The organism is Blastocatellia bacterium (assembly GCA_035573895.1).
Taxonomy (GTDB): Bacteria; Acidobacteriota; Blastocatellia; order HR10; family HR10; genus DATLZR01.
On the sequence record DATLZR010000165.1, the window covers coordinates 1 to 15627 of the forward strand.

The 15627-nt window shown below is 60.4% G+C and carries 15 protein-coding genes and 1 pseudogene; 8 read left to right on the forward strand and 8 right to left on the reverse strand.

From position 1 onward, the window contains the following. The 3 genes from VNM72_14310 to VNM72_14320 all read left to right on the forward strand — a co-directional run. Positions 1-284: TRAM domain-containing protein (locus tag VNM72_14310; GenBank protein HXF06571.1), on the forward strand; the 284-nt coding region annotated here is incomplete at its 5' end. Positions 285-309: 25 nt separating this feature from the next. Continuing rightward, complete coding sequence (locus VNM72_14315) at positions 310-861, forward strand: phosphatidylglycerophosphatase A (protein HXF06572.1); 552 nt, start codon at positions 310-312, stop codon at positions 859-861. A gap of 110 nt (positions 862-971) precedes the next feature. Next, on the forward strand, positions 972-2222 hold the full coding sequence (locus VNM72_14320; GenBank protein HXF06573.1) for a competence/damage-inducible protein A: 1251 nt from the start codon (positions 972-974) through the stop codon (positions 2220-2222). A 291-nt stretch (positions 2223-2513) separates the two neighbouring features. Here the strand turns inward: VNM72_14320 and VNM72_14325 are convergent. After that, a pseudogene (locus VNM72_14325) lies at positions 2514-5321 on the reverse strand (insulinase family protein). 212 nt (positions 5322-5533) lie between these two features. Between VNM72_14325 and VNM72_14330 the strand changes: the two are divergent. Continuing rightward, positions 5534-6277: a tetratricopeptide repeat protein gene (locus VNM72_14330; protein HXF06574.1), complete on the forward strand. Its 744-nt coding sequence runs from the start codon at positions 5534-5536 to the stop codon at positions 6275-6277. Between the two features lie 127 nt (positions 6278-6404). Here VNM72_14330 and VNM72_14335 read toward each other — a convergent pair whose 3' ends face one another. The 4 genes from VNM72_14335 to VNM72_14350 all read right to left on the reverse strand — a co-directional run bounded on the left by VNM72_14335 (position 6405) and on the right by VNM72_14350 (position 9737). Next, complete coding sequence (locus tag VNM72_14335; GenBank protein HXF06575.1) at positions 6405-6872, reverse strand: RNase H family protein; 468 nt, start codon at positions 6870-6872, stop codon at positions 6405-6407. Between the two features lie 88 nt (positions 6873-6960). Then, entirely contained in the window at positions 6961-7584 is a 624-nt protein-coding gene (locus VNM72_14340; GenBank protein HXF06576.1) for a nucleotidyltransferase family protein, read from the reverse strand. Positions 7585-7682: 98 nt separating this feature from the next. Continuing rightward, on the reverse strand, positions 7683-8861 hold the full coding sequence (locus VNM72_14345; GenBank protein ID HXF06577.1) for a phosphopentomutase: 1179 nt from the start codon (positions 8859-8861) through the stop codon (positions 7683-7685). Between the two features lie 147 nt (positions 8862-9008). After that, positions 9009-9737 (reverse strand): C4-type zinc ribbon domain-containing protein, encoded by a 729-nt coding sequence (locus tag VNM72_14350; protein HXF06578.1) that lies wholly within the window; start codon positions 9735-9737, stop codon positions 9009-9011. Between the two features lie 232 nt (positions 9738-9969). On the opposite strand from VNM72_14350, the gene nth reads away from it, so the two are divergent. Continuing rightward, complete coding sequence (gene nth / locus VNM72_14355; GenBank protein ID HXF06579.1) at positions 9970-10737, forward strand: endonuclease III; 768 nt, start codon at positions 9970-9972, stop codon at positions 10735-10737. A 72-nt stretch (positions 10738-10809) separates the two neighbouring features. On the opposite strand, the gene VNM72_14360 is transcribed toward nth, so the two are convergent. The 3 genes from VNM72_14360 to VNM72_14370 form a co-directional block, all read right to left on the reverse strand. Continuing rightward, on the reverse strand, positions 10810-11289 hold the full coding sequence (locus VNM72_14360) for a periplasmic heavy metal sensor (GenBank protein ID HXF06580.1): 480 nt from the start codon (positions 11287-11289) through the stop codon (positions 10810-10812). Between the two features lie 269 nt (positions 11290-11558). Further along, positions 11559-12332 (reverse strand): hypothetical protein, encoded by a 774-nt coding sequence (locus VNM72_14365; GenBank protein ID HXF06581.1) that lies wholly within the window; start codon positions 12330-12332, stop codon positions 11559-11561. Positions 12333-12549: 217 nt separating this feature from the next. Then, a complete protein-coding gene (locus tag VNM72_14370; GenBank protein HXF06582.1) occupies positions 12550-12714 on the reverse strand; it encodes a zinc ribbon domain-containing protein in 165 nt (54 codons plus the stop codon). A gap of 417 nt (positions 12715-13131) precedes the next feature. Here VNM72_14370 and panC point away from each other — a divergent pair, with 417 nt between their 5' ends. The 3 genes from panC (at position 13132) to VNM72_14385 (ending at position 15596) form a co-directional block, all read left to right on the forward strand. Further along, complete coding sequence (panC, locus tag VNM72_14375) at positions 13132-14004, forward strand: pantoate--beta-alanine ligase (GenBank protein ID HXF06583.1); 873 nt, start codon at positions 13132-13134, stop codon at positions 14002-14004. A 193-nt stretch (positions 14005-14197) separates the two neighbouring features. After that, complete coding sequence (locus VNM72_14380) at positions 14198-14782, forward strand: sigma-70 family RNA polymerase sigma factor (protein ID HXF06584.1); 585 nt, start codon at positions 14198-14200, stop codon at positions 14780-14782. 1 nt (position 14783) lies between these two features. Beyond that, positions 14784-15596, forward strand: coding sequence for a zf-HC2 domain-containing protein (locus VNM72_14385; GenBank protein ID HXF06585.1), 813 nt, complete (start codon positions 14784-14786; stop codon positions 15594-15596). Positions 15597-15627: the final 31 nt, after the last annotated feature.

Genomic DNA, 15627 nt, shown 5'->3' on the forward strand with positions numbered 1-15627 from the left:
CCCGCCGCAAGAATCAGCGGCTCGTCGGTCAGACGGTGACCGTTCTCCTCGAAGGATATTCTGCCGAGACGGACGTCCTGTTGCGCGGGCGGATGGAATCGCAAGCGCCGGAGATTGATGGCCACGTCCTGTTGAACGAAGTTCCCGACGGCCTCTCTCTTCAACCGGGAGATTTCCTCCGTGTTCAGATCACGCGCGCTCTGGATCACGATCTCATCGGACGGGTGGTCGGAGTGGAGGAACGCGCCCGGTCTCTCTCCCCGGGTGTCCGTCTGGCGGTGTGAACCGCCTGCTCCGCTGGGAAGCCCGATGGCTCGCCCAACGCAAACCCCTCAACGGAAGCGAAGCGACCTTCTTGCGCGCGTCCTGGCAACCGGTTTCGGATGTGGTTACTCGCCGGTGGCTCCGGGAACCGTGGGGGCTCTGGTGGGCGTCGTCCTCTTCTGGGCGAGTAAGGGCCTGGAGCGAATCAGCGGTGTGAGGTTTCTCACGCTCGGCCTGGGATGGTTGGTGCTCAGCATCGGCATCTGGGCGGCATCGCGAGCCATGAGCGAATGGGGAACGAAAGACCCGCCATCGGTGGTCATTGATGAGATGGCCGGCCAGATCATCGCGTTGTTGCTCACGCCTCAACTGAATGAAGCCCTGATGCGGGGATTGTACACCCAGGCGGCAGTTTTCTCTCTCCTCTCCTTTGCGTCGTTTCGCCTCTTCGACATCCTGAAGCCCTATCCGATCAAACGGCTGGAACAATTGAGCGCGGGTCTCGGCATCATGGCCGATGATGTGATGGCCGGCGTGTATGCCGGAGTCCTGCTGCATCTGTCCTTGCTGCTTGGCTCTTATTTGTCGTCGTTGTGAGGAAAGGGGAGCTTGGCGATGAGCACGATCCACAGAGATGAGCAGGGATTCTCTCTCATCATCTGTGCGAGCCCGTGCACATCGGGGGTAATTTCGGGGATGGAATCTCTATGAGATCAGCCAAAACATTGCGAGCGGAGATCATCGCTGTCGGCTCGGAGCTGCTCACGCCCTTTCGCGTGGATACGAACTCGCTCTGGCTGACGGATCGGCTGAATGCTCTGGGCATCACCGTCGAGATGAAGTCGGTGGTGGGCGATGACGAGACCCGGCTGGAGCAGGTTCTTCGAGAATCGCTCAAACGGTCCGACATCGTCATTACGACGGGCGGGCTCGGACCAACCGAAGACGATGTGACGCGCAAAGCGGCGGCGCGCGCGCTCGGTCGTGCCCTCATTCTCGACGATGCCGTGCTCGCACGCATCCGCGAGCGATTCGCCCGTCGGGGAATTCCCATGCCGGCGATCAATGAGCGCCAGGCGTTGGTCCTCGATGGAGCCGTTGTCCTGGAGAACAAATACGGGACCGCTCCCGGCCTCTTCGTTGAGGACAAAGGCAAGCGCCTTTTCTTGCTCCCCGGACCGCCATCGGAGATGAAGGTTGTGTTCGAGGAAGAAGTCGCGCCGCTGCTAGCGGGTCTGTCCGGCGGACTGAAGATTCATCGGCGGGTCGTCAAAATCAGCGGCATGACGGAATCCGCCGTAGATCAAGCGGTCGCTCCCATCTACCAGCGGTATGACAATCCCCGGACCACGATTCTCGCCACCACGGATGGCATCGAACTTCATCTGACGGCCCGCGCCGAAACCGATGAGGAAGCGGACCGGCTCCTGGTCGAAGTCATTGATCAGATCGAGGAGAAACTGGGAGCGCATGTCTACAGCACGCGAGGGGAATCCCTGGAAGAGGTCGTGGGGCGGTTGTTGCTCATCAAGCGCTATACTCTGGCGGTGGCCGAGAGTTGTACGGGAGGGCTCATCGCCAAACGATTGACCGATGTTCCCGGCAGCTCGCAGTACTTCCTGGGCGGTGTGGTGGCGTATTCGGATCAGGCCAAGCAGGAACTGCTCGGTGTGCCTCCGGAACTCATCGCGACGCACGGCGCGATCAGTCGCCCCGTCACCGAAGCGATGGCCACTGGCGTCAAACAGCGTCTGGGATCAACGCTGGGAGTTGCCGTGACCGGAGTTGCCGGTCCCACCGGAGGGACGCCGGAGACGCCCGTCGGTCTCCTCATCATCGGATTGGCCGACGATGTCCACGTCGAAAGCCGGGCCATCACCCTCACCGGCGACCGCGAGCGCATCCGCGAACTGGGGGCGTTGCTGACGCTCTCGCTTCTGCGTCAGCGCCTGCTGTGAAGAGGGATCCGGTGCGCCCGGAAGGAAAGTGAGTTCTCCCGGGGTGCCCGGCTTATCCGCTGGGCGATTTCCTCTGGGGCGGATGATGCCGACAGCCCATCGCGCCGGTGACAGGATGGAGGAGACCACCCGCTGAAGCTCGGCGCTTGTGAGGGCGCGCAGTTTCTCCTCGTCAGCCTCAACGCTCTGGGGTTTGGCCGTGAGGAAGAACCGTCGAGCATAATCGAGCAGAAGTTCCCCGGGGTGTTCCCGGCGTGCTGCCTCCGCCCCGATCGTGGCAGTGATCGCCCGTCGAAGCTCCTCATCACCGAGAGCGGTCGCAGTGTATCGGGAGAGTTCCTGCTGGAGGGCCTGTCGCGCCGGAGTCTCGCTTTCGGGCGAGCTGATCAGATGAATCGTGATGGAGCTGCCAGCGACTCGTGGTTCGACGGTTGCCGTGAGCCAGGCAGCCAGGGCCTGTTGATGCTGGAGGGACCGACGAATGACTCCTCCGGGTCCGAAAGCGAGATGGTGCCACACGGTCAGAGCAAACATTTCATCGCTTGAACCCGCCGGACCGAGAAACCCCACCGTCTGGACGGCGGCGCGGCAGGCTCTCTCCTCGACCTTCGTCACCGGCTGAGACGGCGCTCTGGCCGAGGAGACGTAAAATGTGCGTTGGAGATCGTCGCGGCGAATTTCTCTCGCCATGATGCTGGAGATGAGGGCCGACCCATCCGTATCTCCGACGATGAAGATCACGGGGAACTGTTTCCTCACCAGGCGGTCGTACCAGGCGACGACCTGCTCGCGCGTCAACGTCTTCACCGTCCGCTCGTAGCCCCATCGAGGCCAGCCGTAGGGAAGTTCACCGTAGAGTCCCTGTGCCGTCAGCTCGGACGAATGTGCGGGGAGGTCGTCCGCTCGAGCGCGGATCTCTCCGAGAAGCACCTCCTGCTCTCGCGCGACATCCACTTCCCGGAAGGCCGGATGCTCGATGAGATCAACGAGCAGCCGTGTGGCCGCTTCCTGATTGTGTGACGGAACGCTCAGGAGGAACCCACAGAAATCGGGTTCGTTGACGAGCGTCACCTGGGCGCCCCACTGTTCCAGCCGCAGAGCCACCTCGTCGCTCGAAAGAGGTGTTCGTCCGCCCACGCCGGCGAGCATGGCCCGGAGCGTCAGCTCGGTGATGCCGGCAGTAGAGGCGGACTCGAAGAGTCGCCCGCCCTGGAAAAAGATTCCCACCATCACCACCGGACGCCGACGATCTTCTCGAACGAAGGCTCGCGGCCCCTCGAAGACGGAGAAATCTTTGAGCGGTTCCGGTTGAAGAGAGAAGATGACGGCTTCGCCCTCTCCTTCAGAGCGCGCGCGTTTTCCCTGTTCGACCACCGTCACCTCGGGCGCTCGTTTCAGTCGTTCGGTCGGTATGGTGGATTCCTTGAGGCCGGGGATCTGCGTCGTCAATCGCGCGGTGACCGTTTCGCCCGTCAAGGATCGGGAGGCCATCGTCTCGGGCAAATATTCGTGAAGCGCCGTATTGGCGAGAACGAGATAAGCGGCGCTTGCTTTTTGAACATCCTCGGCGGAAACGGCCGCCAGATGGGTCAGGAATTGCTCGCTCCGGCGAAAATCGTGGAGGAACAGCTCATCGGCGGCCAGGGCCCGGGCTTCTCCCTCGTAAGTGAGGAGCTGTTCCCAGTAGGCTCGTTCCAGGAGCGATTTGGCCCGTTGCAGCTCACCCGGCGCAATCAACTCACGACGCAGCCGTTCGATCTCCTCGAAATATGCCGATTCGGCTCGATCAAGATTGGCCGGATCGAGCCGAAGCTGAACGGCCAGATATCCCACATCTTTCGTGGCCCGGGCTTTCGCCGTGACATCAAAAACCAGCTTCTTTTCCTGGCCCAGGCTCCGCCACAGCCGCGACGCGCGTCCCTGACCGAGCACCGTGGCCAGAACCTGAATCGAGGGCCAGTCAGCGGCGTCAAAGCCCGAGGTGCGATGTACAAATGTCACCGTGGCGACGGATGTCTCGCCGTGATCTGCGGCATATCGAAGAGCCGGCGCCGGAGGCGACTCGGCGGGTGCAGGCTGTTGGGGTGGGACCGAGATCGTCGGCTGTGTTTGAGAGGGAGTGGCCGGTGTCCCCACCGTCGGGGGGGTGACAGCGGATTCTTGCGGCGTGGGCGACTTCGGTTCGGAAGACGCAGCCGCGATTGCTGTCGGTTGCGCTGCTGGCTTTTCCGGCTCGGTATATTCAAAATCGCCGAACAGAGCCTGGGCCGCTTCGATCATTTCAACCGTATTCACGGCTCCCACGATGGCGATCACAATTTTTTCCGCTCGATAGTGCCGACGGTAAAACTGCCGGAGCTGATCGAGGGTGATCGGAGGGAGAGAGCTTTCTCCCGGATTCAACGCCACTCCCACCCGGCGATCGGGAAATGCCATCTGGAGAGCACGTGCGAGAGACAGGGCATCGGGGCGGTAGACGGTCTGCTCCACGCGAAGGATTTCGAGTTCCCGGCGGAGCGCGTCTGCCTCCAGCGTCGGATGTTGGAGGACATCGGCGAGAATGTCGAGCGCCCGGCGGGCGTTGTCCGCCGGCACCGTGAGGCGAAAGATCGTTCGGTCGTCCTCGGTCGCCGAGCGGAAGACCGCACCGAGAGAGTGCAGATCAGCGAGGGGCTGATCGTTGGGTCGGCGGGTCGTCCCGCGAAATATCATTCGTTCGGTGAGCGCCGCCACGCCTCTGTCAGCGTCGGTTTCATCCCGTCGGCCCGTTTGAACCGTCGCGACGATGGCCGCCAGCGGCAAGGCGTATCGCTCGCGGATGATGAGCCGCAGACCGTTTCGCAACGTCACGCGCGTGGTGGCCATCTCCGGGAGATTCAGCTCGTCGGCGATCTCCGTCCCCTTTTTCACCGCCGGCGCAGAGGCCGTCCTGGCATCTCCACGGACGGACTCCTCCTTTTTCGGAGGCACGGGTTTTTCCTCCCGGGGCGGCGGAGGAGGCTGGCGTCGTCGTCCAGCTTGCGCCCGCGCCTCAGCGCTCGTGCCCCAGAGGAGAAGACACAAAAGGCCCAGAGTCGTAATCCGGCGTGCTCCCGTCATAGCGCGTCGGCCTAATTCTATCGTCAAAACCTGCAGGAGCCAAACCGATGCCGGGATTCGTTTGAAAGATCTCCGACCCGATTTTCATCTCCATCGGCTGAATCGGAGATGAAGGCCATGCCTTGGGAAGGCCGACGCGTGTGCGGGCGGCGACTCTTTTCTTGACAAACTCCGCGCAGTCCATCCACAATCGGTCTTCCGAGGTGCCATCCATGACGACACGGCGACTTTATTTTGCCATCATAGGGGCGCTGGTGGGCTTCCTCATCGGATACTTCTACGCTACCCATTACAATCGGCAGGCTCGGGTGACGACGGCCTCGCCCGGTGGCCGACCGGGCGCAACAACGACGGCGTTGCCGGCCGATCATCCTCCGATCGGTCCGAGCGAGGCCGAGATCACGCAATCGGTCCAGGCGGCCGAGCGGGATCGCGCGAATTTCCAGGCGCAGATGACGGCGGGGATGACACTCTATCGGGCGGGACGACTGGAGGAGGCGCTGAAATACTTCGAGCGCGCCAACGCGCTCAAGCCCGATGACTACGACACGCTCGTACAGTTGGGCAATGTCAACTTCGATCTCGGTGATCACTTCCTCGAGCATAACGACGTGGCCCAGTCCAATAGCCGATTCGCCGAGGCGAGTCGCTGGTACGAACGCGCTCTGGCGAAAAATCCCAACGATGTCAATGTGCGAACCGACTACGGATTGACCTTCTACAAACGGCAGCCACGGGATTTAGATCGAGCTATTGCCGCTTACAGGAAGTCGCTGGAGGTTGATCCCGAGCACACGCCGACGCTGTTCAACCTCACGGTAGCGCTCATGGAAAAGGGAGAATTCGATGAGGCCGAGGCCACGCTCCGTCGGCTCGAACAGGTCGCCCCGGCGGAAGCGGCCGTTAAAAATCTCCGTCAGGAACTGACTCGACGACGCGGCGGCAACGCCGGCTGAGGCTCAGATGTGTGACATCACGCGCACGGTCCGAGTGTTCGGAGCGCTGGTGAAAGCCTGATGGGGGCTCCGGGTTGGCGCGAGATTTTGTCGTTCCCCTCCGGCGTGGATTCTCGTGAGCTTCTCCTCACGTCGTCGGAGTTTCAGTCTTCGCCAGCCGCCGCAGTAAATCGGCGAGTTTTTCCTCGTCAACACGACCGGCTCGGGCAATCAGGCGAGCGGCCCGATCACAGATCTCCTGGAGCGGATGACCCGTGTGACCGCCGACCCAGGTCCAGGTCACGCGATGTCGGGCAGCCGCCTTGTCCAGTCGCTCCCAGAACGGATGATTGGCCCTGCGCCGGTAGTGTCCCGTCATCGTGAGGATGAGGTACTCCGAATCCGACATCACCTCGACGACGCAGGGCTCCTTGAGGGCTTCTAGTCCGATGGCCGCCGCAACAATCTCCGCCTGCTGATTGGTCGCCGAACCGAGATACTCGCCGATGATTCTTCTCTTTCCCCGATAGTCGAGAAGGGCCGCAGCGGCGGCACGGCGCTGCCCGCGAGAATCCTTCAGGCTACTTCCATCGCACACGATGAGCACGTGTTTCATTTGAGCACGACAAGGAGCGCGAACTTTCCGGTCCGCGACAATCCAAACCTGAGCCACGCTTTTTCGGAGGGATCAATAGGTCGTTCAATCAGTCACCCTCTCGATTCCCCGAAGAGGCGAGATCCTTCTCCAGGTCGGCCAGGTCATCGGGCGTATCAATATCCCTGAGGGGACGGGGGGAATTTACGCGATGTTCATGAACGCGGGCTCGATATTTCTCGATGAGAACGCGCCCGCCGACATCACCGGTCAACTGGAGAAGCTCGGGCAGGAGCACAGCCGAGAAGATCGTGGGGCTGCCACGCTGGCGAGCATGAACGGGATAACAGATGAGTGGGCGATGCCGAGCGAAACTCTCCAGAAGTGCGTCGAGAAGCGAGGAGGTGAGAAGGGGTTGATCGCAGGTCAGAAACATGACCGCTTCGGCACCCGGTTCTAAGGCCCGCACTCCCCAGCGAATGGAGCTGGCCTGTCCCTCTTCATACTCCGGATTGAGAACGATTCGCAGGCGCGGATGCTCATCCAGTGGGTGTAAGGCCTGGCGCACATCGCGGGCCGCGTAGCCGATGACCACAACAAGAGTTCTCAATTGGGACCCGAGGGCCACCTCGACAATGTGGCGAATCAGCGGCTTCCCGCGCCAGGAAATGAGTTGCTTCGGTCGCCCGAATCGTTTCGATTCGCCGGCTGCCAGAATGATGCCGTCAATCACCACGCGACCGATTCTATGGCGAGCAAACTATACGGTCAATAGTGAGTCACGGCCGTGAGCCCCGGACCGGCGCATCTTCGGGCGATCTGCCAACGGATTCAAAGGGCGAGCGAGGAGAGGAAACTTTCTCCGGCAGAAAGCCGAAGGTGGAAATTATCGGCAATTGTCTGGCCGATGTCGGCCAGCGTACTCCGGGTGCCGAGATTCACTGCCCGGCGTACGCGGGCGCCATAGGCGAGAATGGGAACATACTCGCGGGAGTGATCGGTCGAGGGCGTGGTGGGGTCGCATCCGTGATCGGCTGTGATGAGCAAGAGATCGTCTCGGCCGAGGCGGGCTTCGATCTCCGGCAGCCGGGCATCGAACTCCTCCAGCGCGCGGGCATATCCCTGGACGTCATTCCGGTGACCGTAGAGCATGTCGAAGTCCACGAGGTTGACAAAGATTAGTCCCGATGACGTCGTGGCCAGGGCCTGGAGGGTTCCATCCACAGAGGCCATGTTGTTTGCCGCCGGGATCTTTCGGGTGAAGCCGCGATAGCAAAAGAGAGATGCTACCTTTCCCACCGAGACGGTTTCCCAGCCGGCCTCCATCAGCAGGTCGAGGAGCGTTGGCCGGGGAGGTTCGATGGCGAAATCCCGCCGCGCCTCGGTTCGACGAAACTGACCCGGCGATCCCGTGAAGGGGCGGGCGATCACACGTGCCACCCGGTGCCGCCCATCGAGAAGATTCCGCGCGATCTCACAGATGCGGTAGAGTTCCGGCACAGGGATGACATCCTCGTGTGCGGCGATTTGAAAAACGCTGTCCGCCGACGTGTAGACGATGGGCGAACCCGTGCGCAAGTGTTCTTCACCAAGCTCCTTGATGATTTCCGTTCCCGAGGCGGGCTTATTGCCCAGTACTTTTCGCCCGATGGCCCGTTCAAACGGCTCGATGACCTCCGGCGGAAATCCGTTGGGATACGTGGGGAAGGGACTATCAGTGATGATCCCCGCTATCTCCCAGTGGCCGGTGGTTGAATCTTTCCCGGCGGAGGCGAGGGCAGCGCGGCCATACGCCCCTTCCGGCTCAGCGACGGGTTCAAGAGTCATCGGTACAATATTGGCCAATCCGTAGCGACGGAGGTGCGGAACATTTACAGGGAGGGAAGCGAAAATATGTCCCAGGGTATCGCTCCCCTCATCGCCGTACTCGGCCGCATCGGGCATGGCTCCGATGCCGGCGCTATCGAGAACGATCAGGACAATGCGATTGAAAACCTTTCCCTCGGTCATGATCCCCCGCTTCTTCCGTGATTTCAGACGTCACACACCATCCATGACGTCGCCTTCTCCGGCGAGGTGTGCGTGTGACCGGCAGGCTGCGCATTCATAACACTGATTGTCCGCCCCATACCCGCGCAGGCCAACGGTGTGGCAGCACTAAGCAGTCGTCTCCGGAGCCGGGGTGGGTTTGTAATAGAGAATCCGGCTGCAGTTATCGCAGGTCAGAATGTTTTCGCCCCGACGAACTTCGGCATAGACTTGGGGGCGCACCGTCATGAAGCAGGCAGTGCACGATCCATCGCGCACCTCGGCCAGGGCGAGTCCATCGCGAATCTCCGTCAGGCGGGTGTATTGGGCCAGAAGGTCCGGGCGAATGAGGGCAGCCAGACGCTCGCGTTCGGCACGGCGCTCGGCCAGCCGCTGGGTCAGGCGTTCGGTGGCCGTGGCGTATTCCGCCAGTTGCTCATCGAATTCGCGCCGTTTGGCTTCGACTTCCGGAGTTCGTTCTCGAAGTTCCACCTCCAGAGTCTCGATCGTCTCCAGCAGTTCGAGAATCTGCGTCTCTATCACACTGATGGCTCGTTTGGCGCTGTCAATCTCCCGAAGAGCCGCTGCATATTCTGTCTGGTTGCGGACGCGCATGAGGTCCCTCTTATATTTCTCCAGCCGGTCCTGCATCTCCTGGAGATCGAGTTCCAGCTGGCGGTGCCGGCGTTTGGAGTCTTCCAGACGATTCTTTTTCTCCAGGTACTCGGCAGCGAATTCATTGAACTGCTTCTCCAGTTCGGCCTTTTTTCGCGGGACGTCAGCAATCTCATTCCCCAGTTCCCTGATCTCTATATCGAGAGCTTGTAGGGCGAGAAGCTTCTCCAATTCCGGATTCACAGCACGCTCCTCCAAGATGTGAATAGCACCGACGGGGTGTGAATGAATCGGAGAGGCGACAGAGGGGAAGCGCAACTGGAGATGATTAGCTGTCTTAACCGGCGTCGCTGATCCCGTGTTTCACCTTCCATCGTTTAGGCGGCCATTATAGCACAGCCGCCTCTTGACACCAAACGGCGCAGGCGACTAATGTATCGGCCTTTGTTTCGAGCCGATCGGGAGCGTACCGTCCATGACTGAAGCCACATCTCTCACAAGCCGCCGTGCGTCCCGGCGAAAACCCCGGACATCGTCCGCGCGCGGCTCGCTCTCGCCGACAAAAGAAGGCGCCGAGCGCCGGCGCGTCCGAGAAATCATTCGGCGACTCAAGAGGAAATATCCCGTGGCTCGCACGGCATTGAACTTTACTACTCCGCTGGAGTTGCTGGTCGCCACCATTCTCTCGGCCCAGTGCACGGACGAGCGTGTGAATCAGGTCACGGCGAAACTGTTCGAGAAATATCGCACGGCGGAAGACTATGCCCGGGCTCCGCTGTCCGAACTGGAACAAGCCATACGACCGACGGGATACTATCGGGCGAAAGCAAAAAGCATTCAGGCGGCCTGCCGAATGATCGCTGAGGAGTTTGGCGGTCAGGTTCCCCGCACCATGGAAGATTTACTGCGCCTTCCGGGCGTCGCCCGAAAGACGGCCAACGTTGTGCTTCAAAATGCCTTCGGTGTTCCCTCGGGCATCGTCGTGGACACTCACGTCATGCGCGTGGCCGACCGCCTGGGGCTGACGAAGGAAAAAGTTCGGGAGAAGATCGAAGCGGATCTGATGAGGCTGGTCCCTCAGCCGGAGTGGATCGGATTCAGTCATCGGCTCATCTTTCACGGGCGGGAGATCTGCCAGGCACGACGGCCACGCTGCCAGGAATGTATTCTGGCCGACCTGTGTCCCTACCCGGAGAAGGTTCTCCGTGCGCGCCCGTCCGTCACAGTCCGAGGGCGCAGCTGAAAAAAGGCACCGATCCGGGGGACCGACGTGAAAACGGATCGGTGCCGACAGCGGGACTACTGAGAGGAAGGGTCACAGGCCCTGGCGTCGGAAAGGCCCTCGGCCCAGCGCCCGCAGTCCCAAGCCCACCGGTCGTCGGAGCTGTTGACCGGGCCGTTGCGGTCGGGATCGCTGCCACTCGTCGAACTTCTGTTGCTGCTCCGGCGTGAGAACCGCCCGCACATCAGCGTGCAGTTGCTGATTCAACTTCTGAATCTGCTGGCGCAGCGACCGTTGTTCGATGACCAGCCGTCCCACCGCGGTGGCGTCAGGTTGTGGCGCTTCGAGAGCTTTCGCCAGTTCATGCTGCTTGGCCCGTAGTTCCTGCTGAAGGGGAAAGATGGCGTCCCGATGCTTTCGCAGAAGATCCTGGATCTCAGCTACCTGTTGATCGGTTAGCCCCAGACGGTTCTTCAGCACCGGAAGCGAGCGACCCAGCCCTTGAGCCCGCGCCAGGCTCACCCCCGCTGCCAGAATCACAATCAAAGTCATCAGTGAGAATGCCCTTTTCATCGCAACCTCCTCCTGCACCTCTGTCCATCGCCGTTTTGTGGCGATGGCTCGAGACTCGCAATGGCGGAGAGCACTCCTTTCGTCCGTCTGCTCCCTGCCATTTTCCATACCTGTAGGACACATCTTCAGGCCAAATAGTTTGAGAAAGTAACGCGGACTTTCCAGTCTGTGAAAGACGTAGCGCAGACTTAGTCTGCGAAAGAAAAAAACGCAGGCTGGAAAGCGCGCGCTACTGAAAATCGGGCGCTCCCGGAAAACCCGGGCCAGAATTAGAGCCCCGGGGGCGGCCAGGATGCCGTCGGGGAATCGCTCAGCAGTGATCTCACTCCGAAGAGGTCTCGATAGGCCACAGCCGACATGGCGACCGCCAGTGGCGCCGTCAGGAAAAAGCCGATGAGGCAGAAAATGAGTCCGGCCGGCGGAAGAAGTGTCAGAATCAAACCGAAGACCCAGAACATCAACCACTGACGCGAGATGACGACCTTCCACGCCTCATTGAGTGCCGAGGCAATATCCATCCGTCGGTCGAGGATCAAGGGGTAGACGAAGGCGAATAGAGCCATCACAAGAGGCGATGCAACGAACGTAATCACCCCGAGAAGCGGTGCTTTCTCCGCCAATCCGCTCAACGACAGATGGATAAACAGTTCGACGACCCAGGCGAGAAAGGCGACACCAAAATATTCAAATCCCTTGAAGACGTCGGCCACCTGAACTCTTTCGCCCCGGAGGGATTTGAAAACCATATAGTAGAGGCCGATGAGGAAGGGACCCGCGGTGACCGAGAGCGTAATCAACGACAGAAAGGTCACGATGAGGGTCGTCAGAGCGAACATCGGGAGATTGGGTTTGATGCCCTCCCACCCTTGAGACAGCCAGCGGCTAATATCAATGCTCGTTTCCCGGAACGTAGAGCGGAAGGGCTCTGATGGAGTGACAGGAGGAAGATAGGCCGGTCCTGTGGACGGGGAGGGAATGATCTCGGTAGAAGGTGGTGTTCCGAAGAGCTGGGTTTCCGATTCCTCCGGCGGGAGCAGCCGCATTCCACAACGCCGACAAAACCGAGCTGTTTCTGCCGACTCTGTTCCACAGCGCGGGCAGGTGATCATCTGATCAGATGCTCCTTATCATATCTCGCTATCCACACGGAGGTCGGCGTCGGGGGCGATCATCGGTAACCTCAAAAAAGAAGAGGGCTCTGAGAGGCCCCCAAGCGGCCACACTTATAAGCTCGGGCCATGCTCCGGTGACGCGGCGTGGTCAGCTCTTCTTCGAGGTCACGGCGTAGAAGGCCGCCAGTTGTTGTTCGACTTTCTTGCTGCCGCATTTCGGACATTTCACATTCTTCTTCTCGTACTCGGCCACCGTCATGGTGAGTTTAAATTTGCGATTGCATTGAGTGCAGCGATATTCGTAGACCGGCATACTCCTGTTCTCACCTCCCTGTCGAAAGAAATGCGATGGAGGGCCGACATCCGGCCACCTCTCGCCTTTTGGTTCCTCCTTTCGCTCTGAGATTTATCTCCATCACGCGATCCCTTGCCCACCGGGCTTCTCACCAGGACGAGTCACAATCTATGTCACCGGTGGGGAGAGCGGCGATGAGTGCTCTCCACGCACCGTCTGCGACTCGTTTCCCCTGATGCGTTGCGCTGTGGGCCTTAATGATCATAGCAGATTTTTCGCGTCAGTAAAGATGACGCGCTTTTTCCTCGCTCCTGGCACGACGAGAAAGGGCAGGCCGCAAGACCTCCAACCGCAGCACGGGAGTTCGGGCGGCGGGTTTGAAATAATGATGCCTTCCCCTATAATTGCCCGGGGGGTAGTCATCAAGGACTGAAGATGGATGTCGTCAAACAAGTGACCCGCATGCAGGCGATTGCTCGTCGTCTTCATGCGACGGGCCAGCGGATCGGACTTGTTCCCACTGCCGGAAATCTTCACGAAGGTCATCTCAGCCTCATTCGCCGCGCCCGGGAGATGTGCCACGTGGTCATTGTCTCGATATTTTCTCCCGCTGCCTGGCCGCCGGCAGAGAAAGCCTCCCACGGAAAGGAGACCCATCCACTCGAATCCGCTCCTTTTTTGTCCCGCGATGTCGAGGTCGTCGCGCCCAGCGGCGTTGACTACATCTTTGCTCCCTCGGCGGCGGAGATCTTCCCCGAGGGGGCATCCACGATGGTTGTCGTGAAGGGGTTGAGCGAGAAGCTCCACGGAGGACTTCATCCGGAGCATGTGATTCAGGCGACGACATTCCTCACGATTCTCTTTCATCTTATCCGGCCCCACGTTGTATTCTTCGGGTGGAAGGATGGGTATCAAGTGGCTCTGGTCAGACGGATGATTCGAGATCTCCGGTTCGATGTCGAAGTATGCATATGTCCGATCCTACGGGAAGCGAGCGGATTAGCCATCTCGGCCGACAATGAGCGATTGAGCGCCCGCGAGCGCGAGGCCGCCGCTGTTCTCTATCAGGCGCTGGAAAAAGTGCAAGTTCTTGTAGCTGCCGGCGAACGCGATGCCGTCCGCCTGATTCGCGCCATGCGCGAGGTCATCGAGTCCCAACCTCTGGCCCGAATCGAATCCCTCTCCATCGTAGATAGCGAGACGCTCGAACCGCTGGTCACCCTCGGCGAGCGCCCGGCCCTGGTCGCGGTGGTCGCCCATATCGGTCGCGTCCGGCTGAGCGACAACATCCTGGTCGCTCTGGCCTGAGATGGAAGGGGCCGGCTGGAGTTACGAACGATCGAGTTTCCCTGCCGGGGCCGGTGGGCCCCCCAGGACCCGATGACAGGGCCATGGGGATGTTGAACGCTCTGACCCCACATCAGGCGGAACTTTTTGCTTTTGCCTTTCGTTTTGCCAAGTGCGTTCCCGCAGATGGATAATTGAGGAGACGAGATTGAACGTGGGAGCAAAGGTGGCGTTGGCCAGCCAGGAGGCGCAACTCGTTCGACGGTGTCTGGCCGGCGATGAGGCGGCATGGGAGGAAATCGTCCGAACCTACTCGCGCCGGATCTACAATCTGGCCTACCGCTTCACGGGAAACCATGAGGCGGCCGAAGACCTGACGCAGGAGGTTTTCGTTCGCGTCTACCGGACGCTCGATCAGTTTAATCCGGCCGTGGGAGATCTCTCCCACTGGCTCATGCGGGTGGCCCGCAATCTCATCATTGATGATTATCGCAAACGCGGTCGGACGCCGACCGAGCAAAGCGAAGACCTGGCCGATCATGAATACCATCTCCACGCCGACGAATACGGCAACCCCGAGCGGGTGGTCGAACAGCAGGAACTCAGCCGCCTGGTCCAGCAGGCGATCAACAAGCTGTCGCCGGAGCTTCGCACCTGTATCATCCTGCGCGATCTGGAGGAACTCTCCTATCAGGAGATCGTGGACCTGCTTCAGATCCCGGAGGGAACGGTGAAGTCGCGCATCAATCGCGGGCGCATTGAGCTGGCCCGCATCTTACGACGGATGAAGGTTATTTGAGATGATGACCTGCGAGCAGTTCGAACATCTGATGAGCGAATACCTGGACGGAAGCGCCGAACCCGCTGCCGCCGAGGCCTTCGTTCATCACTACTTGGCCTGTGAGTCCTGTCGTCAGCTCTTCGACGATGTGCGGGCGACGGTGGATCTGTGTCATCGGCTGGAGGCGGTCGAACCCTCCCCACAGCTCCAGCACCGTATTCTTGAAGCGACCACAGCCGGGGCGATGATGAGCTGTGCCGCCTTCGATGAGCTTCTGGCCGATTATTTCGATGGTTTCCTTCCGGCGGAAGAGTATCATCTCTTTGAGACCCATTTTGAGCAGTGTCACCGGTGCCAGCGATTGCTCCGGAGCGTCGAGGCCGTCCGTGATCTCTGTCGCCAGCTCGAGCCGGTGGCTGTTCCCGAGGGATTAACCGAACGCATTCTGGAGGCCACCATCCGCGCCGATCATCAGGTGCAGCCGCTGGCCCGCTGGATCACTCGCTCCTGGATGTGGCTCAAGCACACCCTTCGGCGGACGCTCGGCCCGCTCCTCACGCCAGAACTCGTCACCGCTTCGATTCTCTTTCTGGGCACACTCGGATTCCTTCTCGTTGATCTTTCCGATGACAGAAGTCTCTCGGGCATCTATCGAGGGGCCAGCCAGCAAGCGGCTCGGATGCTGAATCCATCCGAATCCGACCGGAACCGGATGCTCCGTCAGATCCAGAAGCTGCGGGCCGATGTGAGCGGCTGGATCGAGGCCGGCGTGGAATTTTTCACCGGCGGGCAAGAGAACAAGCGGATCAAAGGAGGAGAGCAAAGACAATAATTTCTCAAGAGCGGCGTGGCATGAACGTCGG